The 25,732-nt window shown below is 41.7% G+C and carries 19 protein-coding genes and 2 tRNA genes; 2 read left to right on the plus strand and 19 right to left on the minus strand.

The window, feature by feature from the left end:
* Window positions 1-274: 274 nt before the first annotated feature.
* From prfC to pnp, 3 genes are all read right to left on the minus strand, one after another.
* Window positions 275-1,858 carry a peptide chain release factor 3 gene (prfC, locus tag A9267_RS06615; protein WP_055023719.1) on the minus strand — a complete coding sequence of 528 codons (1,584 nt, stop codon included), beginning with the start codon at window positions 1,856-1,858 and terminating at the stop codon, window positions 275-277.
* 249 nt (window positions 1,859-2,107) lie between these two features.
* Window positions 2,108-3,019 carry a lipoprotein NlpI gene (nlpI, locus tag A9267_RS06620; RefSeq protein ID WP_065108655.1) on the minus strand — a complete coding sequence of 304 codons (912 nt, stop codon included), beginning with the start codon at window positions 3,017-3,019 and terminating at the stop codon, window positions 2,108-2,110.
* A 276-nt stretch (window positions 3,020-3,295) separates the two neighbouring features.
* Window positions 3,296-5,398, minus strand: coding sequence for a polyribonucleotide nucleotidyltransferase (gene pnp, locus A9267_RS06625; protein WP_055023717.1), 2,103 nt, complete (start codon window positions 5,396-5,398; stop codon window positions 3,296-3,298).
* A gap of 377 nt (window positions 5,399-5,775) precedes the next feature.
* Between pnp and A9267_RS06630 the strand changes: the two genes are divergently transcribed.
* Window positions 5,776-7,812 carry a putative bifunctional diguanylate cyclase/phosphodiesterase gene (locus A9267_RS06630; protein WP_055023716.1) on the plus strand — a complete coding sequence of 679 codons (2,037 nt, stop codon included), beginning with the start codon at window positions 5,776-5,778 and terminating at the stop codon, window positions 7,810-7,812.
* A 143-nt stretch (window positions 7,813-7,955) separates the two neighbouring features.
* Here A9267_RS06630 and rpsO read toward each other — a convergent pair whose 3' ends face one another.
* The 14 genes from rpsO to rlmE form a co-directional block, all read right to left on the minus strand.
* Entirely contained in the window at window positions 7,956-8,225 is a 270-nt protein-coding gene (gene rpsO / locus A9267_RS06635; protein ID WP_055023715.1) for a 30S ribosomal protein S15, read from the minus strand.
* A gap of 133 nt (window positions 8,226-8,358) precedes the next feature.
* Window positions 8,359-9,303 (minus strand): tRNA pseudouridine(55) synthase TruB, encoded by a 945-nt coding sequence (truB, locus tag A9267_RS06640; RefSeq protein ID WP_065108656.1) that lies wholly within the window; start codon window positions 9,301-9,303, stop codon window positions 8,359-8,361.
* Window positions 9,303-9,743, minus strand: coding sequence for a 30S ribosome-binding factor RbfA (rbfA, locus tag A9267_RS06645; RefSeq protein ID WP_065108657.1), 441 nt, complete (start codon window positions 9,741-9,743; stop codon window positions 9,303-9,305). Before rbfA ends, truB begins: the two co-directional genes overlap by 1 nt.
* A 61-nt stretch (window positions 9,744-9,804) precedes the next feature.
* Entirely contained in the window at window positions 9,805-12,453 is a 2,649-nt protein-coding gene (gene infB, locus A9267_RS06650) for a translation initiation factor IF-2 (protein WP_055023712.1), read from the minus strand.
* A gap of 25 nt (window positions 12,454-12,478) precedes the next feature.
* Entirely contained in the window at window positions 12,479-13,978 is a 1,500-nt protein-coding gene (gene nusA, locus A9267_RS06655; RefSeq protein WP_055023711.1) for a transcription termination factor NusA, read from the minus strand.
* 29 nt (window positions 13,979-14,007) lie between these two features.
* Complete coding sequence (gene rimP, locus A9267_RS06660; RefSeq protein ID WP_055023710.1) at window positions 14,008-14,463, minus strand: ribosome maturation factor RimP; 456 nt, start codon at window positions 14,461-14,463, stop codon at window positions 14,008-14,010.
* Between the two features lie 162 nt (window positions 14,464-14,625).
* Window positions 14,626-14,702, minus strand: a tRNA-Met gene (locus A9267_RS06665).
* Window positions 14,703-14,786: 84 nt separating this feature from the next.
* Window positions 14,787-14,869, minus strand: a tRNA-Leu gene (locus A9267_RS06670).
* Window positions 14,870-14,937: 68 nt separating this feature from the next.
* Window positions 14,938-15,270 carry a preprotein translocase subunit SecG gene (secG, locus tag A9267_RS06675; protein ID WP_055023709.1) on the minus strand — a complete coding sequence of 111 codons (333 nt, stop codon included), beginning with the start codon at window positions 15,268-15,270 and terminating at the stop codon, window positions 14,938-14,940.
* Between the two features lie 4 nt (window positions 15,271-15,274).
* A complete protein-coding gene (gene tpiA, locus A9267_RS06680) occupies window positions 15,275-16,057 on the minus strand; it encodes a triose-phosphate isomerase (protein WP_055023708.1) in 783 nt (260 codons plus the stop codon).
* 175 nt (window positions 16,058-16,232) lie between these two features.
* Window positions 16,233-17,573 (minus strand): phosphoglucosamine mutase, encoded by a 1,341-nt coding sequence (glmM, locus tag A9267_RS06685; protein ID WP_065108658.1) that lies wholly within the window; start codon window positions 17,571-17,573, stop codon window positions 16,233-16,235.
* 64 nt (window positions 17,574-17,637) lie between these two features.
* Window positions 17,638-18,477, minus strand: coding sequence for a dihydropteroate synthase (gene folP, locus A9267_RS06690; protein WP_065108659.1), 840 nt, complete (start codon window positions 18,475-18,477; stop codon window positions 17,638-17,640).
* A gap of 114 nt (window positions 18,478-18,591) precedes the next feature.
* On the minus strand, window positions 18,592-20,544 hold the full coding sequence (gene ftsH, locus A9267_RS06695; protein WP_082972234.1) for an ATP-dependent zinc metalloprotease FtsH: 1,953 nt from the start codon (window positions 20,542-20,544) through the stop codon (window positions 18,592-18,594).
* 45 nt (window positions 20,545-20,589) lie between these two features.
* A complete protein-coding gene (gene rlmE / locus A9267_RS06700; RefSeq protein ID WP_055023704.1) occupies window positions 20,590-21,219 on the minus strand; it encodes a 23S rRNA (uridine(2552)-2'-O)-methyltransferase RlmE in 630 nt (209 codons plus the stop codon).
* Window positions 21,220-21,309: 90 nt separating this feature from the next.
* On the opposite strand from rlmE, the gene yhbY reads away from it, so the two are divergent.
* Window positions 21,310-21,609 (plus strand): ribosome assembly RNA-binding protein YhbY, encoded by a 300-nt coding sequence (gene yhbY, locus A9267_RS06705; protein ID WP_055023703.1) that lies wholly within the window; start codon window positions 21,310-21,312, stop codon window positions 21,607-21,609.
* 152 nt (window positions 21,610-21,761) lie between these two features.
* On the opposite strand, the gene greA is transcribed toward yhbY, so the two are convergent.
* Window positions 21,762-22,238 carry a transcription elongation factor GreA gene (greA, locus tag A9267_RS06710; RefSeq protein ID WP_055023702.1) on the minus strand — a complete coding sequence of 159 codons (477 nt, stop codon included), beginning with the start codon at window positions 22,236-22,238 and terminating at the stop codon, window positions 21,762-21,764.
* Between the two features lie 266 nt (window positions 22,239-22,504).
* A complete protein-coding gene (gene carB, locus A9267_RS06715) occupies window positions 22,505-25,729 on the minus strand; it encodes a carbamoyl-phosphate synthase large subunit (protein ID WP_065108661.1) in 3,225 nt (1,074 codons plus the stop codon).
* Between the last annotated feature and the right edge of the window lie 3 nt (window positions 25,730-25,732).

A 25,732-nucleotide genomic window follows, 5' to 3' on the forward strand; every position in this document is an offset into this window, starting at 1 on the left:
TCTCTCCCTTTGACTAAAATCATTGATACATCAGGTTATTATTAATCGTCGGTGTTAAGTTTAACCTACCAAAAACGGCTTAAAGGATACTGAATGCTAAAAGCTTATCGCACACAAATAATGAAATAGTCGATGCTGATAAGTATATCTTGCTCCAAAATATACTGATTATTCCGTTTATACAAACCGATTTATTTTGGCCTATTTGAGCATAAAAAAAGGCGGAAAATCCGCCTTTAATATTCATCAATACCGACTCTTTAGAGTTTATGGATTAATTTTCTCGTGTTTTGGCAAACTCAACATCTGGGTAGCGTTCCATTGATAAGTTCAGATTTACCATAGTAGGTGCGATATACGTTAAGTTATCGCCACCATCTAGTGCTAAGTTTGCACTGCACTTACGGCGGAACTCTTCTAACTTACGCTCGTCTTTACAATAAACCCAACGGGCTGTCGACACACTAATGCCTTCATAAATCGCTTCTACGTTGTACTCGCTCTTAAGACGGCCTACAACCACTTCAAATTGCAGCACACCAACAGCGCCAACAATAAGGTCATTGGTATCAAGCGGTCTAAATACCTGCACAGCGCCTTCTTCAGCTAGCTGCACTAAACCTTTAAGCAATTGCTTTTGCTTCAGCGGATCTTTTAAGCGAATACGGCGGAACATTTCAGGTGCGAAGTTAGGAATACCCGTAAACTTAAGCTTCTCACCTTGTGAGAAGGTATCACCAATTTGAATAGTACCGTGGTTATGTAACCCGATAATATCACCAGGGTATGCTTCTTCTACTTGCTCACGGTCACCCGCAACAAAGGTTAACGCATCAGAAATGCGCACATCTTTTCCGGCACGAACATGGTGCATTTTCATGCCTTTCTGATATTTACCAGAAACAATACGCATAAACGCAACACGGTCACGATGTTTAGGGTCCATGTTAGCTTGAATTTTAAATACAAAGCCGCTGAACTTTTCATTTTCAGCATGGATATCACCCATCTCGGTTGCACGAGGTTGTGGCTTAGGAGCCCACTCTGTTAGACCATCAAGTACATGATCAACACCAAAGTTACCTAATGCAGTGCCAAAAAAGACCGGTGAAAGTTCACCTTTCAAAAAAGGCTCAAGTTCAAACTCATGTGAAGCACCAATAACCAGCTCTAACTCTTCACGTAATTGCTCAGCCAGCTCACTACCAACGGCTTCATCTAAATCTGGATTTTCAAGCCCTTTAACGATACGGACTTCTTGAATCGTATGACCTTGACCAGATTGATAAAGCACAGTTTCATCACGCAGAATATGGTAAACACCTTTAAAGGATTTACCACAACCAATTGGCCAAGTAATTGGAGCACAGGCAATTTTCAGCTCATTTTCTACTTCGTCCATCACTTCCATAGGATCGCGAATATCACGGTCACATTTGTTCATGAAAGTGACAATCGGCGTGTCACGAAGTCGAGTCACTTCCATCAGTTTACGTGTTCTATCTTCGACACCTTTAGCTGAGTCAATGACCATTAAACATGAATCAACTGCTGTTAAGGTACGATAGGTATCTTCCGAAAAGTCTTCATGACCAGGTGTATCAAGAAGATTGACTAAGCAATCACTATAAGGAAACTGCATCACAGACGTCGTGATAGAAATACCACGATCTTTTTCCATTTCCATCCAGTCAGACTTTGCGTGCTGCTTTGAACCACGACCTTTTACTGTACCTGCAGTTTGGATAGCTTGTCCGAATAAAAGAACTTTCTCGGTGATAGTCGTTTTACCGGCATCGGGATGCGAAATAATCGCGAAGGTACGACGTTTATCGACCTCGACTGTGTGAGCTGACATGAGTTACTTTGCCCTAGCATAAATAAAATGGCGCAAATTATAGCGTTTCCGAGGATAGTTGGCTAGGTAAAGTCTTGAGTATTGGTGAGTCAAAACCAAAAGCTGATTGACAATGTCAGTGAAGGTTGAACTAGCCTAGCTTAACTGCAGAATTTGAACTAGAAAATCTGAGCTAATAAATCTTTGCCCTGAGGGGTAAAAAGAAAAAGGCCGATAATAACATTATCGGCCTTTTAGATATTCACTCAATTAGTTTGTTTGAGCCGATTCTTGTTCAATTAATTGCTGCTGCGCTTGAGCAAGTTCGATTCTTGCATAGCGATGCTCTACAAAATCATAAATATTAGTTGCCAAACTCAATCGATAGTAATCAATAGCAAGTTGGTAATCTTGTTGCTCTACTGCTTTTTTGGCAATGTAAAAATAGGCTTCACATAAGCGCTCAGAATATTCTTTAGGCTGGTTTAAATTGACCTTAGCAGCCTCAAAAACCTGCTCTTTAGTCATTTTACCTAAGTAGTAGTCAACTAACACTGACGACCAAGCCTGATCATTCAATGACTGACGATTTTCCGCTAATGCTAGCTGTGCAGACTCAGCATCTCTTGGTGAGTCGACTAGATATAACCACAAAGCGCGGTAGCCATCAGAAGGATCCTTTCGTAAAAAGTCTTTCATGTCTTGAGCGGCTAATTCATAACGCTCGCCGTAATACAAAGCAATACCACGGTTCAAATAGGCATAATCGTATTCAGGTGATAACTCAAGTACGCCATCAAATGACTCATAAGCACTTTCAAACTCCCCCTCTTGGGTGTAATAAATCCCTAAGAAGTTATAAGCGTCCGCTAAATTAGGTTGCAGTTTAATGGCTTGATGAAAATCTATTCTTGCAAGTAAACGTAACCCAACGCTGTCATATATTACGCCACGATCATAATGAAAACGCGCTCGTTGTTCAGGCGTTAGTTCCATCGTACCAAGAATTTCATTTAATTTGGCTAAGGTTACTTCAAGTTTGTAGTCTGGGACGTTTGGCGCAACCATGATTTTGCCATTCGCTGCACTATCGGCACTACCAGATAAAGAGGCACAACCTGACAATAACAAACTGGCACCCACACATAATGCGACAACTGTGGTACGTAATTTCTGTTCCATTTAAATACCTTATCAGGTTCTATAATTACTTTGCATCATATCAACCAATCTCCATAAGGGCTATGCAGATACCAATAAAATTTCATTTACCAGCATAACTGATGATATAGCCAGCTTTAGAGTTAATAAGCTACGGTTGAAATTGATAAATTACATGACTTGCTCAACGTATTCATTCAATATCCATAACGTCTACACTAAGCGTTTGTCGACAAATTATAGGCACAAAAAAGGAGACCCGAAGATCTCCTTTTAATTAACGCTTGGTGTCAGATATTATTCTGCAGCAGCTTCTTCTTTAGCGTTCGCTTCTTTGATAGAAAGTCTTACACGACCTTGACGGTCAACTTCCATCACTTTAACGTCAACTTCTTGATTCATTTCAAGATGGTCAGAAACGTTAGCAACACGCTCTTCACTGATTTGTGAGATGTGAACTAAGCCGTCTTTACCAGGTAGGATGTTAACGAATGCACCGAAATCAACGATACGGATTACCTTACCTTTATAGATGCGACCCACTTCAACTTCAGCAGTGATTTCTTCGATACGACGAATAGCTTCTTTCGTTGCTTCACCGTTTGAAGATGCAATCTTCACAGTACCGTTGTCATCAAGTTCAATTGTTGTGCCTGTTTCTTCAGTAAGTGCACGGATAGTTGCACCACCTTTACCGATAACGTCACGGATCTTCTCAGGATTAATCTTGATAGTCGTGATACGTGGAGCGTGATCAGAGATATCTTCACGTGCGCCACCAATTGCTTGGTCCATAACGTTAAGAATATGAACACGTGCGCCGTATGCTTGTTGCAGTGCGATGTCCATGATCTCTTTAGTGATACCTTCAATCTTGATATCCATCTGCAGAGCAGTAATACCGTCGCGAGTACCCGCTACTTTAAAGTCCATGTCACCTAAGTGATCTTCATCACCTAAGATATCAGAAAGAACAACAAAGTCGTCGCCTTCTTTTACTAGACCCATTGCGATACCAGCAACAGAAGTCTTGATAGGTACACCCGCATCCATTAACGCTAATGAAGTACCACAAACAGAAGCCATAGAGCTTGAACCGTTTGATTCTGTGATTTCAGATACAACACGAACACTGTATGGGAATTCTTCAGCAGAAGGCATAACAGCATTGATACCACGCCAAGCTAATTTACCGTGACCAATTTCACGACGCTTAGGCGAACCTACCATACCTGTTTCACCAACAGAGTATGGAGGGAAGTTGTAATGAAGCATAAAGCGATTAGTACGCTCGCCCATGATGCTGTCAATTTTTTGAGCATCACGTTCAGTACCTAAAGTACAAGTTACTAATGCTTGAGTTTCACCACGGGTAAATAAAGAACTACCGTGTGTACGTGGAAGTACACCCGCTAATACGTTCAATGCGCGGATCATATCTGGTTCACGACCGTCGATACGTGGCTTGCCACTAATAATACGACCACGAACTACGTCTTTTTCAAGACTACCTAATAAGTTGTCAACTTCACGAGTATCAACATCAGGATTTTGAGCAATCAATGCTTCTTTAGCAGCCGCTTTAACTACGCCAACTTGCGCGTAACGGTCTTGCTTAACTTCGATTTGGTAAGCCGCAGTCATGCCTTCTTCAGCTAACTCTTTAATTTGAGCTACTAAATCTTGATCTTGTACTGGAGCTGTCCAATCCCAAGTAGGTTTACCCGCTTCAGCTTTGAATTCTGCAATAGCTTGAACAACAACTTGCTGCTGGTCATGACCGTAAGTCACCGCACCTAACATGATTTCTTCAGCTAATGATTTTGCTTCTGATTCAACCATCAATACAGCTGATTCAGTACCAGCAACAACTAAATCAAGATCACTTTCAGCAACTTGATCAACTGTTGGGTTTAATAGATATTCGCCATCAATGTAACCAACGCGTGCTGCGCCGATTGGGCCATTAAATGGGATACCTGAAATAGAAAGCGCAGCTGAAGTACCAATCATTGCAACCATATCTGGTTCAATTTGTGGATCAACTGAAACTACCGTAATGATTACTTGAACTTCGTTTTTAAAACCGTTCGGAAATAAAGGACGAATTGGACGGTCGATTAAACGAGCAATCAGTGTTTCATCTTCAGAAGGACGACCTTCACGCTTGAAGAAACCACCAGGGATTTTACCTGCTGCGTAGGTTTTTTCTTGGTAGTTAACTGTTAATGGGAAGAAGTCACGGCTTGGATCCGCTACTTTTTTACCAACAACAGTTACTAATACTGTTGTATCGCCCATGCTCGCTAAAACTGCAGCATCTGCTTGACGTGCAATAACACCTGTTTCTAAGGTGACGGTATGTTGACCATACTCAAAACTCTTTACAATTGGATTCACGTGACCCATTCCTTAATTATTGACCTTTAAATTACGCGCATAAGTATACTGCAATTTTTTACAATAGTTAAAGCGCATCGCAATATACCGCTTAAAAATAATTAAATTTACCGAAAATGAAGCCGATAACAGCCATTGTAAATACTTGCATTTGATGACAGCAGGATGACAAAGCCGCTCAAAATTGCTTAACTGCTTGAAGCACCTCTCTTGTTGAGTAAGGTTATCGCTATAATTAATGACATTTAATCTGATTTTGTCTAAAGTGAGATGATGCGAAAGCGATATAAATTAATAAGTGATTAGGCACAGCAGATTTACTATCTAATCGATATCTGCTCTATGAAACTGTAATAAAAACAAATGGAATCGTTTGAATGACACCAAGGTTTAAATCTCTGACATGGAAGCAAACTAACTTAGTTGTATTTACTGCTTTGTTTTTTGCGATTGCCATTTTTGTTGTCGAGATAGCTTTAGTTGTCGTCACAACCAAACAGCAGCTTACCGCCTCTCAAGAAGAGTTACTTAATTCAGTAGAACAAACTGCCTCTAATGCAGTTTGGGCACTAGATGATAAACAAACCGAACAAACCTTAGAGGGTATTATCAAAATTGATAATATTAGCTCTGCAGTCATTACCTTAGATGATGGTAGCCTTTTCGTAACAGCCAGTAATCAACCAAAACAATTCTCTGAAAACTACGACAATTTAAGCCACTTTTTATTTAAAGACTTAAATGAGATTTCACGACCGCTATATCGCCCTTTTTATTTTGAAGGCAATAAAAAACAGCAACTGATTGGAACGCTTACCATCTTTTACAACACACAAGAGATGACCAATAACCTATTTAATCAGTTACAACTCGGCTTTATTGCAACGTTAGCACGCGCTTTATTACTCACCTTAGTATTAACTATCGTTTTCCACCGCTTTTTGACTCAACCCATTGCCCAAATTAGTGAAGCAATTGATAAAATTGACCCAGATTTACCCGATGAAAACTTACTGCCTATGGCTAAGGCTCACAAAGATGATGAGCTTGGGCTAGTGACCTCAAAGTTCAACCAGATTTTATTACAGTTTAGTCAGACTCAAAATAAACTCAGAAAAATGGCAACTCGGGATCCATTAACCAGTTTGCCTAATCGCACCTTATTGCTCGAAACTTTGGATGTAACCATTCAACGAGCACGGGTTCACAAAAGGCACTTTGCACTACTCTTTATCGATTTAGACCGCTTTAAAAACGTGAATGATTCATTGGGTCATGCTATTGGGGATCAATTCCTGGCACGTGTCGCGAGGATTTTAGAAACCGTTGTAGGTGACAGAGGCAGCGTAGCAAGATTAGGTGGCGATGAGTTTGTTATTGTCGCTGATGATATAGAAACACCAGATCAAGCAGCTGACTTCGTCGATAAACTGCAAAAGCAACTTAATGCCCCCGTACAACTTAACGAGCACGCCATTCATCCTGCGGCATCAATCGGTATCTCTATTTATCCTGAAGATGGCCCTGGCGCAGAGGATCTTATTCGACACGCTGATATCGCTATGTACAGTGCTAAAGCTGCAGGTTCTAATCAATGGGCTTTCTTTAAGCAACAAATGACCGAGAATGCTGCTGTGAGGCTCAAAACAGAAGCCTCACTACATGACGCCCTGAAGCACAATGAATTCTTATTATACTTCCAACCTAAACTCGATCTAAAAACGAATCGAATTATGGGGTGTGAAGCACTTATCCGTTGGCAAAAGAATGGCGAACTCGTGCCGCCGATGTCTTTCATACCTATCGCAGAAGAAACGGGGATAATCATTCCTATAGGCCGCTGGGTTATCGAGCAAAGCTGTAAGGTCATTCGTGAATGGGAAAAGAAATACAATTATGCCATTCCAATTGCAGTGAATGTGGCATCGCAGCAGTTCGCTGATGCCAGTTTGGTTTCTGACATAAAACAATTAGCGCTTAGATATCAAATTCGTCCTGAACTCTTAGAAATTGAGATAACTGAGACCTCTTTGATGAATGATGTCGATCAAGCAATTGCTAAACTAGAGCAGCTAAAAAGTGCAGGTTTTGGTATAGCGGTTGATGATTTTGGTACAGGGTATTCATCATTGTCATACTTAAGACATCTGCCTATTACAACGATGAAGATTGACCGAGGGTTTGTATCTGATTTACCCCATGATGCATCAATTGCTTCGACCATTTTGATGTTAGGTCAGCAACTGAATTTAGATATTGTTGCAGAAGGTATTGAGAACCAAGAACAACTCACTTGGCTTCAGCAGCATAATTGCCAAATTGGCCAAGGCTTCTTTTTCAGTAAGCCCTTACCGCTAGACGAGTTTGAAGCGCAATATTTTACTGAAATGAGTATGCCGTTAGAACAGGTTTAAATGCCAGCGACTTGCTTTTAAAAAAGACGTAAAGCGATGCGATGATGTATGACTTAATTGGACATAATAAAAAAGGAGGCTTAAGCCTCCTTTTTTACGGTTAGAATTTGACTATGTAAACACAATCAAATTAAACATCGTTATTAACGACGTAAACCTAACTTCTGGATAAGAGCAGTATAACGAGCTACGTCTTTACGCTTTAAGTAAGCAGTAAGTTTACGACGTGCGCTAACCATACGTAATAGACCACGACGTGAATGGTGATCATGGATGTGCTCTTTGAAGTGACCTTGCAGATGGTTAATCTGTGCAGTCAATAAAGCAACTTGTACTTCAGTTGAACCAGTGTCGTTTTCACCACGGCTGTATTCAGCTACGATAGCTGCTTTTTGTTCATTACTTAGTGACATATTTATCTCCAGAAAAAATTAAATTAACTCTAGCCAATCACTAACTCAGCCAGAGGGGGCGACATTCTAACTATATTCAGTCACTATCGCAATAAAAAACACTTAACAGCCGATAAAAGCTAGTAATTAATGATTATTCTGCACTGTGATCAACAACTAGACGCTTAGGAGCCAGCAAACCATCATCATTCATGGTACCAATTCCGATAAAGCGACGCTGCTCACCTAACGTCATTCTGACCAATTCACCTGCTTTTAAGCCTGCAGCCTGAACAGGCTGACCTTGCATAATAAATTGCTCACAAGCGTCCGGTAAATTAACTTCAGTGAAGTTTGCTACAGCAGTGTCCATCGGCAACAACAAATCATCTAACACGCTAAAAGAAGACTCATCTTCTTTATCGACGTGTTCAGCTATTTCAGTTAACTGCTCAAGTGTCACCATTTTCTCATATGGATAGCCTGCAACTTGGGTTCGTCTCAGCATAGTGACATGTGCGCCACAACCTAACATTTCACCTAAATCATCAATGATGGTACGAATGTAGGTGCCTTTTGAGCAATGAATATCAAGTGTTAAGTCATCGCCTTCTAGGCTAACAAATAGCAACTCAAATACGGTAATAGGACGGGCTTCTCGAGGAACCTCTATGCCTTCACGAGCATACTTGTATAAAGGCTGCCCTTGATACTTTAGTGCAGAGAACATTGAAGGCACTTGCATGGTGTCACCGCGAAAATGCTCTAAAGAATCCTCTAACAGCTTTTGCTCAAACTTAACCGGTCGGATCTGAACAACTTCACCATCAGAATCACTGGTGTCTGTTCTTTCACCTAATTTAGCTGTMACCAAATAACGCTTGTCCGCATCTAAAAGGTGTTGAGAGAACTTGGTTGCTTCGCCTAAGCAAACGGGGAGCATACCTGTGGCTAAAGGGTCTAAAGCACCAGTATGGCCTGCTTTATTGGCGTTATAAATACGTTTGACACGTTGCAAAGCATGGTTAGAACTGATGCCAGTACCTTTATCTAAAAGTACGATGCCATTAATAAAACGACCTTTGCGACGACGAGCCATTAATCTTTATCCTCAGTTTTATCTTCTGATGCATCAACATCGTCAGAGCCAAACTCATCTTGTCTTGCTTTGTCTTGCTTAGCTTTGTCTTGTGTAATCACTTGGCTCACTAAGTTAGACATGCGCATGCCTTCAACTAACGAACTATCGTATACAAAACGCAGCTCAGGCATAACACGCAGTTTCATTCGACTTGCAACTAATGTTCTGACATAAGGCGCAGCCGCTGTCAGTGCTTCAATTTTTTGATCTACCAACTCTTGATCTTCTTCGAAGAAAGTCACAAAAACTTTCGCAAAGCTTAAATCACGAGAGACATCAACATCGTTTACTGTCACGAAGCCGATACGTGGATCTTTCATGTCGCGCTGTAAAATCATCGCTAACTCTTGCTGGAGTTGCTGTGCAATACGGCGTGTACGACTAAATTCTTTTGCCATAACATTAATACCTTATAGCTTTATATAAATAAAAAAGGCGGCTTACGCCGCCCTTTCTGTGTTACAGCGTTCTGGCCACTTCGACCGTCTCGAAGACCTCAATCTGATCGCCAACTTTGACGTCATTGTAGTTCTTCACACCGATACCACATTCCATGCCATTACGGACATCGTTTACATCATCTTTAAAGCGACGTAATGATTCTAGTTCACCTTCGTAGATAACCACGTTTTCACGTAGTACACGAATAGGAGCGCTACGTTTGATGGTACCTTCAGTAACCATACAACCCGCAATTGCACCAATCTTAGGCGACTTAAATACGTCACGTACTTCAGCTAGACCGATGATTTGCTGCTTGAACTCAGGCGCTAACATGCCGGTCATTGCCGCTTTAACTTCATCAATTAGGTCATAGATAACGCTGTAGTAGCGTAAATCAACGCTTTCAGCTTCAATTGTCTTACGCGCTTGTGCATCAGCACGAACGTTGAAACCAACCATGATAGCGTTTGAAGCTGCTGCAAGTGTTGCATCAGTTTCTGTTAATGCACCAACACCACGAGCAATAATGCTAACTTTAACTTCGTCAGTAGACAGTTTAGTTAATGAATCACAAATTGCTTCAAGTGAACCTTGAACGTCTGCTTTAAGTACGATGTTTAGCTCTTGTACTTCGCCTTCAGTCATGTTCGCAAACATGTTCTCAAGTTTAGACTTCTGCTGACGCGCAAGTTTAACATCACGGAATTTACCTTGACGGTAAAGTGCAACTTCACGAGCTTTACGTTCATCACGAACTACTGTCGCTTCATCACCCGCTGATGGCACACCTGAAAGACCTAAAATCTCAACAGGGATTGATGGACCTGCTTCAGTAATGCTCTTACCGTTTTCATCTTTCATCGCACGGATTTTACCGTACTCAAGACCACAAAGAACGATATCACCTTGGCGTAACGTACCTTCTTGAACAAGAACAGTAGCAACTGGGCCACGACCTTTATCCAATTTAGATTCGATTACCACACCTGCAGCCATACCTTCACGAACAGCTTGAAGCTCTAAAACTTCAGCTTGTAAAAGAATGCCTTCAAGTAGCTCATCGATACCTGTACCTGCTTTAGCTGAAACGTTGACGAACATATGCTCGCCGCCCCAATCTTCAGACATTACACCATGCTGCGCTAATTCACTCTTAACACGTTCTGGATCAGCTTCTGGCTTATCCATTTTGTTCACAGCAATGATTAACGGCACGTTACCGGCTTTAGCATGTTGGATTGCTTCAATTGTCTGAGGCATAGCGCCATCATCAGCAGCAACGACCAATACAACGATATCTGTTGCTTTAGCACCACGAGCACGCATAGAAGTGAACGCTGCGTGACCAGGAGTATCTAAGAAAGTGATCATGCCGTTGTCAGTTTCAACGTGGTAAGCACCAATATGCTGCGTAATACCACCGGCTTCACCATCGGCAACTTTTGCACGACGAATATAATCAAGTAATGATGTTTTACCATGGTCAACGTGACCCATGATGGTCACAACTGGAGCACGTGTTTCTAAAACAACGTTCTCTTCGTCACGATCACCAAGTACTTGATGCTCTAATTCGTTTTCACGTAGTAGTACAACTTTGTGACCCATTTCTTCAGCAACCATTTGTGCTGTTTCTTGGTCAAGGATTTGGTTAATCGTAACCATTGAACCCATTTTCATCATTTGCTTGATGATTTCAGTTGCTTTAACAGACATACGCTGCGCAAGTTCAGCAACAGAAACGGTTTCACCAATTCGAATGTCGCCTTTAACTACTGCCACAGGCTTGTTAAAGCCGTGCGCCATTGATTCAGGAGCAGTACTTTGGTTACGAGCGCCTCTTGAACGGTTATCACGACCGCCTTTGCCACCACGTTTCTTGTTCGCATTCTTGTTACGAGAACGACGACCACGTTTTTCTTCTGCAGCATCAGAGCTATCTTCAGCAGCACGAGCAGCTTTAGATGTTGTGATGTGATGGTCGCTGTTTTTCTCAGCTTCTATACGTTGACGCTCTTCTTCAGCCCAACGCTTAGAGTTTTCTTCAGCAAGTTTACGTGCAGTTTCAGCAGCTTGTGCAGCTTCTTCTTTTTGCTTTTTAGTTAACGCTTCTTCTTGAGCAGCTTTAATACGCTCAGCTTCAGCTTTAGCTGCAGCAGTTTCAGCATCATCAGCTTTAGCAGGTTTTGCTTCTGCTTTTGCTTTAGCTTCGGCTTCTTTTTTTGCCTTAGCTTCTGCATCGGCTTTAGCTTTTGCTTCAGCCTTAGCTTTGTCTTCAGCAGCTTTAGCTTCTGCTGCAGCTTTAGCCGCCGCTTCTGCTTCTTTTTGCTGTTGTGCTTGTTTTTCTGCTTCTGCGGCTAATTCACTTTCATCACGTTTAACGAAAGTACGTTTCTTACGCACTTCAACTTTAACGTCTTTAGATTGGCCACCACCGGCATTCACGCTTAAAGTAGACACAGTTTTGCGTTGCAAAGTCATTTTTTGCGGCGCATTTTCACCACCATGCTGCTTCTTTAAGTGATCTAACAACGTTTGCTTTTCTGTTTCAGAAACGCTGTCAGTTTTAGTCTTCTTAATTCCCGCTTCGGCAAACTGTTCAATCAGTCTGTCTACATTCTTGCCCACTTCTGTGGCCAATTTATCTATACTTGTATCTGCCATCAATTAAATCCCCCTGTTGATCGACTTATGCTTCTTCGCCAAACCAACAGATATTACGGGCAGCCATGATGAGCTCACCTGCTTTTTCTTCTGTCAATTCTTCAATATCGATTAAATCGTCAATACCTTGTTCTGCTAAGTCTTCTAAGGTCGACACACCTTTACTTGCAAGAACATATGCTAAATGCTTTTCTAAACCATCTAACGCTAATAAATCAGCAGCCGGTTCTGCACCATCAAGTGCTTCTTCCGTTGCTAATGCTCGAGTCGAAATCGCTGCTTTGGCACGTTCGCGCAAGGCAGCAACAATATCTTCATCAAAACCGTCAACTTCTAACAGTTCTGCTTCTGGTACGTATGCAATTTCTTCTAAAGAAGTGAAACCTTCTTCAGCAAGAACGGTTGCAAAATCTTCGTCAACGTCTAATGTTTCAACAAACAAGCTAATCACTTTAGCGCTTTCAGCTTGATGCTTAGCGTTTAACTCCTCAACGGTCATCACGTTAAGTTCCCAACCAGTTAGTTGAGTAGCTAAACGAACATTTTGACCGTTACGGCCAATTGCTTGTGCCAAACTATCTGCTTCAACAGCAATATCCATTGAGTGGTTGTCTTCATCAACAATGATTGAAGCAACATCAGCAGGTGCCATTGCATTGATCACGTATTGTGCTGGATTGTCATCCCACATAACGATATCAACACGTTCACCGCTTAATTCATTTGATACAGCTTGAACACGTGCACCACGCATACCAACACAAGCACCGATTGGGTCGATACGCTTATCGTTAGTTTTCACAGCAATCTTGGCGCGAGCGCCTGGATCACGTGCTGCGCCCATGATTTCAATCATTTCATCTAAAATTTCAGGTACTTCTACTCTGAATAGCTCGATGATCATCTCAGGCTTACTACGGGTTAAAAATAGTTGCGCGCCACGAGCTTCTGGGCGAACGGCATAAAGTAATGCACGAACACGGTCACCAGGGCGGAAAGATTCACGACTGATGATGTCTTCTTTATAAATCACACCGTCTGCGTTATTACCTAAATCAACAACGACACTTTCGCGGGTGCTTTTCTTGACAACACCAGTAACAATTTCACCTTCTCTTTCGATGAACTGCTCTACGATTTGCGCGCGTTCAGCTTCACGTACTTTTTGTACAATAACTTGCTTCGCTGTTTGCGTTGTAATACGGTCAAAAACAACTGAATCGATTTCATCTTCGATGAACTCACCCGGTTGAATTTCAGGATTTTCAAAACGTGCAGCTTCAAGTGTAATTTCACTATAAGGGTTTTCTAAAGCTTCGCCTTGATCATCAACAACCATCCAACGACGGAAAGTGTCGTAGTGGCCCGTTTTACGGTCAATAGCAACGCGAACTTCAATTTCGCCTTCGTATTTTTTCTTAGTTGCTGTGGCTAGAGCAATTTCTAGCGCTTCGAATATTTTCTCGCGTGGGACGGCTTTTTCATTGGATACCGCCTCTGCGACTAGCAGAATCTCTTTATTCATTATGTCTTGCCTCGTTCACCTTGAAACTATCAAAACTTCGCAATAATGTTGCCTTTACGCACATTATCTAAAGCCACAATCAAATCTTCACCATCAACGGTAATTGTCAGCATTTGCCCTTCAATTGCCGTAATAGCACCTTTTAAATTACGACTACCTGCAACAGGCATCGTTAACTGTACTTTTGCATCTTCGCCGATATAAGCAGCGTATTGCTCAGCCGTAAATAGTGGTCTATCTACACCTGGCGATGAAACTTCTAGTGTGTATTCTGTCGAAATTGGGTCTTCAACATCTAGAACAGCACTAACTTGGCGGCTGGCTTCAGCACAATCTTCAATATTGATACCGTTTTCACCATCAATAAATACACGTAATATTGAATGACGCCCTGCATGGACAAACTCAATACCCCAAAGTTGAAAACCTAACGCTTCAACAGGTACTGTCAGCATTTCTGTCAGTTTAGTTTCTAATGTTGCCAAAAATGACCCCCAAAAACGAAAAAAAGGGCAAATAGCCCCAAGAAAGTCCGTAAAATCACGGAGTTACTAAGCTCCATATAACAAAAAACCCCGTAATAACGAGGTCTTAAATATAGAACCTTTTAATTATTTATCCTTAGAAATAAGAAATAAATAATAAGCTGGTTGCGGGGGCCGGATTTGAACCGACGACCTTCGGGTTATGAGCCCGACGAGCTRCCAAACTGCTCCACCCCGCGTCAACTTGCGCAATTATATTAACTTACGTCTTTGCTTGCAATAATTAATCAGTGTTAACTTGAGGCTGATTAATTAAATTTTRGTGCGGATGGTGGGACTTGAACCCACACGAGCATAGCTCACCACCCCCTCAAGATGGCGCGTCTACCAATTCCGCCACATCCGCATTCAAACTTTTTACACTAGTTAGCTAAAGCAATCACTACTAGTTTTTTGCCAATTGGAGGCAATAATTTAGTCAGGAATTTCTGATTCTGAGGTTTCAGCCTGAGTAGGAGCTTGTTCAACTTGCTCTACTGCAGAACCTAAATCATTCCAAGCATCATCTTTTTTAGAGTGGTTTGCACTTAAGTTACCTAAAATAAGACTTAATGCGAAAAAACCAATCGCTAAAACAGCGGTGCTACGGGTCAGGAAGTTACCTGAACCATTTGAGCCAAATAGAGTTCCTGATGCACCAGCACCAAAAGAAGAACCCATATCTGCGCCTTTACCTTGTTGAATTAAAATCAGTCCTACTAGACCAATCGCAACAACCAAGTAAACAACAATTAAAACTTCATACATAATATTATGCGCTCATCGCTATGGAACATAAACTTAAAAACTCGCTAGAGTTTAAGCTAGCTCCGCCAATCAATCCACCATCTACGTCTGGTTGGGCAAATATATCAGCAGCATTCGATGGGGTAACACTACCGCCATATAAAATGCGAATATTCTCTCCAATAAATGGAGACACTTCAGAGAGTCGATTACGAATAAACGCGTGAACTTCTTGCGCTTGCTCTGGAGTTGCACTTTTACCAGTGCCTACAGCCCATAAAGGCTCATAAGCGATAATGGCATTATCAAAAGCCATGGTGCCATTCTTTTCGATCACAATGTCTAACTCTTCAGCAATGACTTCAAAAGTTCGTCTTGCTTCACGAGCTGGACCTGATTCACCAACACAAAGAATCGGCGTTAGACCATGTTTTTGTGCTGCAGCGAATTTCTCTGCAACGATATTACTTGTTTCGCCGTACATTCTACGACGTTCGGAATGGCCGATAATCACATATCGACATCCTGAATCTTTTAGCATTTTACCGGAAATTTCACCAGTATAGGCACCGAAGTCATGTTGACTTAGGTTTTGTGCGCCCATTCTTACAAGCGCACCATCTAAGGTTTGCTTATTTGCTTCAAGTAGTTGTCTAACACTTTCAAGATAAATTGAAGGTGGACATAAAACTACTTCAGCAGAATCATTTTGGAGCTTTGTAGCAAACTTGCTGAATAACTCTTGAGCTAACGCTGCACTGCCATTCATTTTCCAGTTGCCAGCTACCATAGGACGTCTGAGTGCCATTACTGTCTCCTTTGAAAGCGGCGTGAATGATAACGAACCGCCAAACAACTTACAATAGCTAACTCAGGAATATTTATCATAACTTGACGGAATGATGTTTTTTTATTCGCTGAGCTAAGATATTAAATAAGTTAATAATAAATAAAAACGCTAAATGATTGTATACCGAACTTTGTCACAAACCCACGCTTTTGACTACATCGGCAATTTCGTTTGCAAAAGCCGTGACTTGAACATCATTTTTACCTTCGACCATCACCCTTATCAAGGGTTCTGTGCCTGACTCTCTTATAAGTACTCGCCCATTTTGACCCAATAGCTTTTCAATTTTTGTCTGAACAGATCGCACAAGTTTTGATTCTAATGGCTTTTTGTCGACGTGATAGCGGACATTAATTAATACTTGCGGGTACATTTCTAGAGGGGCAACTAATGCAGCAAGCTTGCTGTTGGCACATTGCATGGCTGCTAATACTAATATCCCAGCAACGATACCATCACCAGTCGTACCATGATCTAAATTAAGAATATGACCTGAATTTTCACCGCCGATACGCCAGTTATTTTTGCGCATAAGCTCCATGACATATCGGTCACCCACATTTGAACGAACAAACGGTACATCTAACTCATTCAATGCGACTTCCAATCCCAGGTTTGACATCAAGGTCCCCACAACTCCGCCTTGAAATTCACCTTGTTTGATCGCATCTCGAGCAAGAATATACAATATTTGGTCACCATCAATAATATTACCTTGATGATCGACCATCATGATACGGTCACCATCACCGTCGAGTGCTATTCCCACATCTGCATTGTGATTGATAACGGCTTCACAAATAGCCGCCATGGAAGTTGCTCCAACTTTATCATTAATATTTAATCCATTAGGTTTATCACCAATGGTAATCACGTTGGCACCTAACTCTTTAAATACATTAGGTGCAATATGATAGGTAGCACCATGAGCACAGTCGACGACTAAAGTGAGTCCATTTAAAGTCAGATTTGCCGGAAAGTGACCTTTGCAGTATTCAATATATCGACCGGCGGCATCATCAATTCGAGCCGCCTTACCGAGTAGGTGTGACTCAACACATTGCATAKGCTTAGTCAGCTCATGCTCAATTTCCAATTCTATTTTGTCATCTAACTTACTGCCGTCAGCAGAGAAGAATTTAATGCCATTATCATAATATGGATTATGTGAAGCGCTGATAACGATTCCCGCTTCAGCTCTAAACGTTCTAGTAAGGTAAGCAATTGCGGGGGTAGGCATTGGGCCAACGAGCAGAACATTAAGTCCTGCAGCAGACAAACCAGCTTCTAATGCTGATTCGAAAAGATACCCGGAAATGCGGGTATCCTTACCAATAATAATTTTCTTTGTCCCACTGCGTGAAAGCACTCTGCCTGCAGCCCAACCTAATTTTAACGCTAATTCAGGGGTCATGAAGCCTGCGCCAACTTTTCCCCTAATTCCATCCGTGCCAAATAGATTACGTTGTTGCATTAGTACCTCACATTAAGTGAATTCACACTAACTCAATCAGCTAAACTAACAGGTTATATAAACTTTATTGATGTAAACTCGCCATGGTTGCTGACATAACCGTTAACGCATCGACGGTTTCTTTTACATCATGTACTCGTAAAATTTGCGCGCCTTGCTGCGCCGCAATCATTGCTCCTGCAAGACTACCAGCGAGTCGTTCATCTACATTTCGCTGGAGTAAATCGCCAATCATGCTCTTTCTAGAAAGGCCGATAAGTACAGGTAGGTGCATGCTATGAAGTTCAGGTAATTTTGCCAATAGCTCATAATTGTGCGCTAAAGTTTTACCAAAACCGAACCCCGGGTCAATGATAATATTTTCGCGAGGCATACCTGCTGCAACACAATAATCAATGCGTAATGATAAAAAATCGACAACTTGTTGAATGACATTGTCATAACTTGGGTTATCTTGCATTGTTTCAGGCTTACCTTGCATATGCATTAAGCATACAGGTACATCCAAGCTAGTCGCCATCGCGACAGCGCCAGGAGCTTGTAAAGCGCGTACATCGTTAATAATATGCGCGCCTGCAGCGACCGCTTTCTCCATCACCTCTGGTTTACTCGTATCGATTGAAATCCAAATATCAGGATGTTTAGCCGCATACTCAATCACAGGGATCACACGAGCCAATTCTTCTTCAACTGATACATCAGTTGCACCGGGCCTAGTTGATTCACCACCAATATCCAAGATGGTCGCACCTTCTTCGATGACTTTATCAACCTGTTTACAGGCATTTTCGAACGTAGAAAACTGACCACCATCAGAAAAAGAATCAGGGGTAACATTGATAATTGCCATAACGACAGGGCTAGATAACGATAATGTTTTATCGCCAGACTTCAACTCAAACACACAACCTCACTTACATTAAAAAGTGCCACACTAGCAATATGACTTAATTATGACACTAGTACAATAAATATAAAAAAACCCCTTTCGGGGTTTTTTATTTCAAAATACAGCTAGTTATTTTGCTGTAGATTCATCTGTTTTAGGTTCAACATCAGGCTTATCTTCTGTTGACTCTTCGGCTAGTGAATCGGTATTAACCGGAGTGCCTTTATCTTGGTCATCCATTGAATCATCCGCTTGCCAATCCGCAGGCTGGCGAACATCACGTCGATTCATAAGATCATCAATTTGTTCAGCATCAATGGTTTCATACTTCATTAATGCATCCTTCATTGAATGAAGGATATCCATATTTTCAGTCAGGAATGTATGTGCACGCTCATAGTTAGTATCAATAAGGTGCTTCACTTCCTGATCAATCATGCCAGCAGTTTCATCAGACATATTCTTAGATTTCGCCATGCTGCGTCCTAAGAACACTTCGCCTTCATCTTCCGCATACAGAACAGGCCCTAACTTCTCAGAGAAGCCCCACTGTGTCACCATGTTGCGGGCAATCGATGTAGCATATTTAATATCTTGAGATGCACCTGTCGATACTTTCTCACCACCATAAATGAGCTCTTCAGCTAGACGGCCGCCATAAGCTACCGAGATTTGACTCTCAAGTTTACGACGACTTTGGCTGATAGCATCCGCTTCAGGCAAGAAGAATGTTACACCTAATGCACGGCCACGAGGGATAATCGTGACTTTATGAACCGGATCATGCTCTGGTACTAAACACCCAACAATCGCATGACCAGCTTCATGATAAGCCGTCATTTCTTTTTCTTCTTCCGACATCACCATAGTGCGGCGCTCTGCACCCATCATGATTTTGTCTTTTGCGCTTTCAAACTCTTCCATACCAACGACGCGGCGATTACCACGTGCTGCGAAAAGTGCAGCTTCGTTAACAAGGTTAGCGAGATCAGCACCAGAGAAACCTGGTGTACCACGAGCGATAACACTGGCTTTAACACCATCAGCTAGAGGTACTTTACGCATATGAACTTTAAGAATTTGCTCACGACCACGGACATCTGGCAAACCTACAACCACTTGACGGTCAAAACGACCTGGACGCAATAAAGCAGCATCAAGAACATCTGGACGGTTAGTTGCAGCGATAACAATGATACCTTCGTTACCCTCAAAACCATCCATTTCGACCAACATTTGGTTCAATGTTTGCTCACGTTCATCGTGACCACCACCCACACCAGCGCCACGTTGACGACCTACGGCATCGATTTCATCGATAAAGATAATACAAGGTGCTGACTTTTTCGCTTGCTCAAACATGTCACGTACACGAGATGCACCAACACCCACAAACATTTCAACGAAATCAGAACCAGAAATAGTAAAGAACGGTACTTTAGCTTCACCAGCAATGGCTTTAGCAAGTAGGGTTTTACCTGTACCCGGAGGGCCCACAAGTAACACACCCGTCGGAATACGCCCACCTAACTTTTGGAAACGTGTCGGTTCTTTTAAGTAATCAACCAATTCTTTCACGTCTTCTTTAGCTTCGTCACAACCTGCAACGTCACCAAAAGTCGTTTTAATTTGGTCTTCGCTCATCAATTTGGCTTTACTTTTACCAAATGACATTGCGCCTTTACCACCACCGCCTTGCATTTGACGCATGAAGAATATCCATACACCGATCAATAGCAGCATTGGGAACCAAGAAATGAAAATTTGGGTTAAGAAACTAGACTCTTCAGCTTCCTGCCCTTTCATTGAAATCCCTTTACGATCAAGATCATTAATTAAATCTTGGTCATACATTGGCATAATAGTGGTGAACTTCTCTCCAGAACGCTTGATCCCTTCAATAGTTCGTTGATCACTCTTAATTTCAACCGAATTGATATTGCCATTACGGACACTATCTAAGAATACGGAATAATCCATCTTCTGCGATGACGAAGAAGAGGGGGAGTAACCCTGAAAAACTGACATCAGCACAACGGCGATGACAACCCAGAGAATTAAATTTTTTGCCATGTCACTCAAATTTCTAGACCTCTTAAAGACCCACGATAATTAATCGTTAGACTACTATAACTTGTAACCAGTCGCCACTATATACACTTCACGTGAACGTGGTCGCGATGAATCTGGTTTTCGTGTTTTAACTGTAGTGAAAGCTTGTCGAACTGCTTTCATATATTCATCAAAGCCCTCCCCCTGAAAGACTTTAACTGCAAAACTACCATTAGATGCCAATACTTGATGACACATATCTAATGCTAATTCAACAAGATACATCGCCCTAGGTTGGTCCACACCGTCTGAACCACTCATATTAGGCGCCATATCAGAAAGCACTACATCCACTTTATCCTCACCAACACGGTCAAGTAAAGCATCAAGCACTTTCTCTTCACGGAAATCACCTTGTAAAAAGTCAACTCCCACAATTGGATCCATTGGTAAAATATCACAGGCAACAAGCTTGCCTTTTTCTCCAACCAATTTAACAGCAATCTGTGACCAGCCACCAGGCGCTGCACCTAAATCAACCACTGTCATGCCTGGTTTAATCAATTTATCTTTCTGTTGGATTTCTTCCAACTTGAATGCAGCTCGAGAGCGTAAGCCTCGCTTTTGTGACAGTTTAACGTAATGATCGTCAAAATGTTCTTGCATCCATCGGCTTGAACTTGCCGAACGTTTTTTCGTTGCCATTTAAATTCCGTAACGATTTGGAGTTACATAAAGCTTATATAAGGGTAGAATAGCCGTTTTTCAACAGTAACATTCAAAAAGTTGGTACAAATGAACTTAACAACCAAACAAAAACAGCATTTAAAAGGCTTAGCGCATAATCTTAAGCCAGTGGTGCTGCTGGGTGCTAATGGTTTGACCGAAGGTGTGCTGGCTGAAATTGATAGTGCACTCACTCATCATGAACTAATAAAAGTGAAAGTAGGCTCTTCTGATAGAGAGCTTAAAAATGCTGTCGTTGACGCGATTATTCGCGAAACTCAATCAACCAAAATACAGCTTATCGGACACACCTTAGTTATTTTCCGTCAGTCTGCTGAAATGAAAGTTGCCATTCCAAAAGCAAAGTAATTTCGTCAAACAACTCGGTTTAAATGTTCATATTGCATCAATACGATTCAAATGTTCATTTTGACCTAAAAAAACCACTGTTAATCAGTGGTTTTTTTATTACTATAAAATATCAATCTTAAGTCGTAATTAATATTGATATTAATTCTGGCTTAGATGTACTCAACAGCCGTAATTTCATATTCAGCTGTGCCACCTGGCGTTGTAATAGCCACTTCATCATCGACACTCTTACCAATCAGTCCACGGGCAATTGGCGAATTTACTGAAATTAAATTCTCTTTAATATTCGCTTCATCATCACCTACGATGCGGTAGGTTGACTCTGCATCAGTATCAATATTTAAAATGGTGACTGTTGTACCAAAAATAACACGACCAGTATTTTGCATCGTGGTCACATCGATGATTTGGGCATTTGACAGCTTGCCTTCAATATCACGAATACGCGCTTCACAAATTCCCTGCTCTTCACGTGCAGCATGGTATTCAGCATTTTCTTTTAAATCACCCAATTCACGTGCTTCTGCAATAGCAGAAGTGATCTGTGGGCGGCGTTCAAATTTTAATTCGTCTAATTCTTTACGCAGCTGCTCAGCTCCGATAATCGTCATAGGGACGGTATTCATAATGTCTTATGTCTCCTTTAAAAACAAAAGCACCCCGTGCTGGTACAAAACCAACACAGTTAAATCTCGATTAATTCGCATAGCGCACGATCTTTATAACAATAAGTCTAAATGATGCGGTGTCTTGCGTTGAGGATGCATCTAATGATGATGCCTTAAGCTTACATAAACTTGAGATTACTTACTACTGACTGTCAAAAAATAGTAATAAAAAAGACTGCACGAATGCAGCCTTTTTAATCAAATCATCAATAAATTAAATAAAATTAATTTTTAGCGATTCGCTCATGTAATTCTTGTACCGAATTCACATTATTTCTGTCATCTGCTGAATGTGCTAAACAAGTAGCAAAAGCAGCATTAAGCGTTGTCGTGTAATTCACTTTGTAGCGAAGTGCACCACGTCTAATTTGACGAGAATCCTCAATTGCTTGACGACCTTCAGTCGTGTTAACAATGTAGGTGTACTCATCATTCTTAATACGGTCAAGAATATGAGGACGTCCTTCATGTACCTTGTTAACTAAGCGAGGGTTAATTCCTGCTTCGCCAAGAATCACGGCAGTACCGTGTGTAGCATCGATTTGGTAGCCAAGTTCAATTAACTTAGCAGCAAGCTCGGCAACACGCTCTTTATCACTGTTACGTACAGATAATAATGCTCGACCTGATTTTGGTACTTCAGCTGTCGCACCTAGTTGTGCTTTTGCATACGCTTCAGCAAAAGTTTCACCTACACCCATAACTTCACCCGTTGAGCGCATCTCAGGGCCAAGCATTGGGTCTACACCAGGGAACTTGTTAAACGGTAATACCACTTCTTTTACAGAGAAGTACGGTGGAATCACTTCTTTAGTAAAGTTTTGCTCAGCTAAAGATTGACCAGCCATCACACGTGCAGCGATTTTCGCTAATGGTACACCCGTTGCTTTAGAGACAAATGGAACTGTACGAGCAGCACGAGGGTTAACCTCAATCATGTAGATCTCATCGTCTTTAACAGCAAATTGCACGTTCATCAAACCAATAACGCCTAGCTCCATTGCTAATTTAGCAACTTGCTCACGCATACGGTTCTGAACATCTTCACTTAAACTGTAAGGAGGTAAAGAACAACCAGAGTCACCTGAGTGAACACCCGCTTGCTCAATGTGTTCCATGATAGAGCCCACGACAACAATCTCGCCATCACATACCGCATCGATATCAATCTCGATTGCATTATCAAGGAATCTATCTAGCAATACTGGAGATGAGTTAGATACGCTCACTGCTTCATTGAAATAGCGACGTAAGTCTTGCTCGTCATACACGATTTCCATTGCGCGGCCACCAAGTACATAAGATGGACGAACAACTAATGGGTAACCGATACGCTCAGCAGAAATAACCGCACCTTCAACTGTTGTTACAGTGTCATTTTCAGGTTGCTTCATTTCTAAGCGTTGAATTGCTTGCTGAAAACGCTCTCTGTCTTCAGCACGGTCGATTGCATCAGGACTTGTACCAATAATCGGTACCCCTGCAGCTTCAAGAGCACGTGCTAATTTTAGAGGTGTTTGACCACCATATTGAACGATAACGCCTTTTGGCTTTTCAATGCGAACAATTTCAAGCACATCTTCAAAGGTTACTGGCTCAAAGTATAAGCGGTCTGACGTGTCATAATCCGTAGAAACCGTTTCTGGGTTACAGTTAACCATAATGGTTTCGTAACCATCGTCACGTAAGGCTAACGCTGCGTGAACACAACAGTAATCAAACTCAATGCCTTGACCAATACGGTTAGGGCCGCCACCAAGAATCATGATTTTATCGCGATTTGATGGCGCAGCTTCACATTCTTCTTCGTATGTTGAGTACATGTAAGCAGTGTCTGTTGCAAATTCTGCAGCACAGGTATCAACACGCTTATATACAGGGTGCATATCAAAGCGGTCACGAATCTTACGCACTTCTGTTTCGCTAACACCTAAGATTTGCGCTAGGCGAGCATCAGAGAAACCTTTAYGTTTTAGTTTCAGTAAGAATGCTTGATCAAGACCTGACATGCCCACTTCRGCAACTTTCGCTTCTTGCGCAATTAAGTCTTCAATCTGAACTAAGAACCAGTGATCAACATTCGTTAGCTTGAAYACTTCATCACGACTTAAACCTGCACGGAATGCATCCGCAATATACCAAATACGGTCAGCACCTGGTTCTTTAAGCTCATGACGGATTTGCTGCATGCTTTCAGGTAACGCAATATCAACAATTGGGTCAAAGCCTGTGCGACTAACTTCCAGACCACGCAGTGCTTTTTGCAAAGACTCTTGGAATGTACGGCCAATAGCCATCACTTCACCAACAGACTTCATTTGCGTTGTAAGACGGTCATTCGCACCAGCAAATTTTTCAAAGTTAAAGCGAGGAACTTTAGTTACAACATAATCGATAGCAGGTTCAAATGATGCAGGAGTTCGACCACCTGTAATATCATTCATCAACTCATCTAAAGTGAAGCCTACTGCTAATTTAGCGGCCACTTTCGCAATTGGGAAACCCGTTGCTTTAGATGCTAATGCAGAAGAGCGAGAAACGCGTGGGTTCATTTCGATGATAACCATACGACCAGTGTTTGGACAAATACCAAACTGAACGTTAGAACCACCTGTTTCTACACCAATTTCACGCAGTACTGCTAAAGAAGCATTACGCATTAACTGGTATTCTTTATCAGTCAGTGTTTGTGCTGGAGCAACGGTAATTGAGTCACCAGTATGCACACCCATCGCATCGAAGTTTTCAATAGAACACACGATAATACAGTTATCGTTGCGATCACGAACCACTTCCATTTCGTATTCTTTCCAGCCAATTAATGATTCATCGATCAATAATTCACTGGTAGGAGAAAGCTCAAGACCTTGCGAACAAATGTCTTCAAACTCTTCTTTGTTATAAGCGATACCACCGCCACTGCCACCCATAGTGAATGACGGACGGATAATACAAGGGAAGCCAACTTGGTCTAAAACGCCGTAAGCTTCTTCCATTGAATGGGCAATACCGGCACGTGGACATTCAAGTCCAATGGCTTTCATTGCGGTGTCAAAACGACTACGGTCTTCAGCTTTATCAATTGCATCAGCTGTCGCACCAATCATCTCGACATTAAACTCTTTTAGCACACCCTCAGCTTCAAGCTGAAGTGCACAGTTAAGCGCAGTCTGACCACCCATAGTAGGTAAAATCGCATCAGGCTTTTCTTTAGCGATAATATTACGTACCACTTCCCAATGAATAGGCTCGATATATGTTGCATCGGCCATCTCAGGATCGGTCATGATGGTTGCAGGGTTTGAGTTAACTAGAATAACTCGATAGCCTTCTTCACGCAGCGCTTTACACGCTTGCGCACCCGAATAGTCAAATTCACACGCTTGTCCAATGACGATTGGACCTGCGCCTAGGATTAGAATGCTTTTAATATCAGTACGTTTTGGCATTGC

Origin of the sequence: Shewanella sp. UCD-FRSSP16_17 (assembly GCF_001675935.1) — a bacterium.
GTDB classification, from domain to species: domain Bacteria; phylum Pseudomonadota; class Gammaproteobacteria; order Enterobacterales; family Shewanellaceae; genus Shewanella; species Shewanella japonica.

Coding starts and splice junctions, on each gene's coding strand:
- infB (WP_055023712.1), bottom strand. CDS start 12,453: ATGGCAGATACAAGTATAGATAAATTGGCCACAGAAGTGGGCAAGAAT.
- prfC (WP_055023719.1), bottom strand. CDS start 1,858: ATGTCAGCTCACACAGTCGAGGTCGATAAACGTCGTACCTTCGCGATT.
- nlpI (WP_065108655.1), bottom strand. CDS start 3,019: ATGGAACAGAAATTACGTACCACAGTTGTCGCATTATGTGTGGGTGCC.
- rbfA (WP_065108657.1), bottom strand. CDS start 9,743: ATGGCAAAAGAATTTAGTCGTACACGCCGTATTGCACAGCAACTCCAG.
- greA (WP_055023702.1), bottom strand. CDS start 22,238: ATGAATACCGTCCCTATGACGATTATCGGAGCTGAGCAGCTGCGTAAA.
- rpsO (WP_055023715.1), bottom strand. CDS start 8,225: ATGTCACTAAGTAATGAACAAAAAGCAGCTATCGTAGCTGAATACAGC.
- tpiA (WP_055023708.1), bottom strand. CDS start 16,057: ATGGCACTCAGACGTCCTATGGTAGCTGGCAACTGGAAAATGAATGGC.
- rlmE (WP_055023704.1), bottom strand. CDS start 21,219: ATGGCAACGAAAAAACGTTCGGCAAGTTCAAGCCGATGGATGCAAGAA.
- yhbY (WP_055023703.1), top strand. CDS start 21,310: ATGAACTTAACAACCAAACAAAAACAGCATTTAAAAGGCTTAGCGCAT.
- secG (WP_055023709.1), bottom strand. CDS start 15,270: ATGTATGAAGTTTTAATTGTTGTTTACTTGGTTGTTGCGATTGGTCTA.
- nusA (WP_055023711.1), bottom strand. CDS start 13,978: ATGAATAAAGAGATTCTGCTAGTCGCAGAGGCGGTATCCAATGAAAAA.
- A9267_RS06630 (WP_055023716.1), top strand. CDS start 5,776: ATGACACCAAGGTTTAAATCTCTGACATGGAAGCAAACTAACTTAGTT.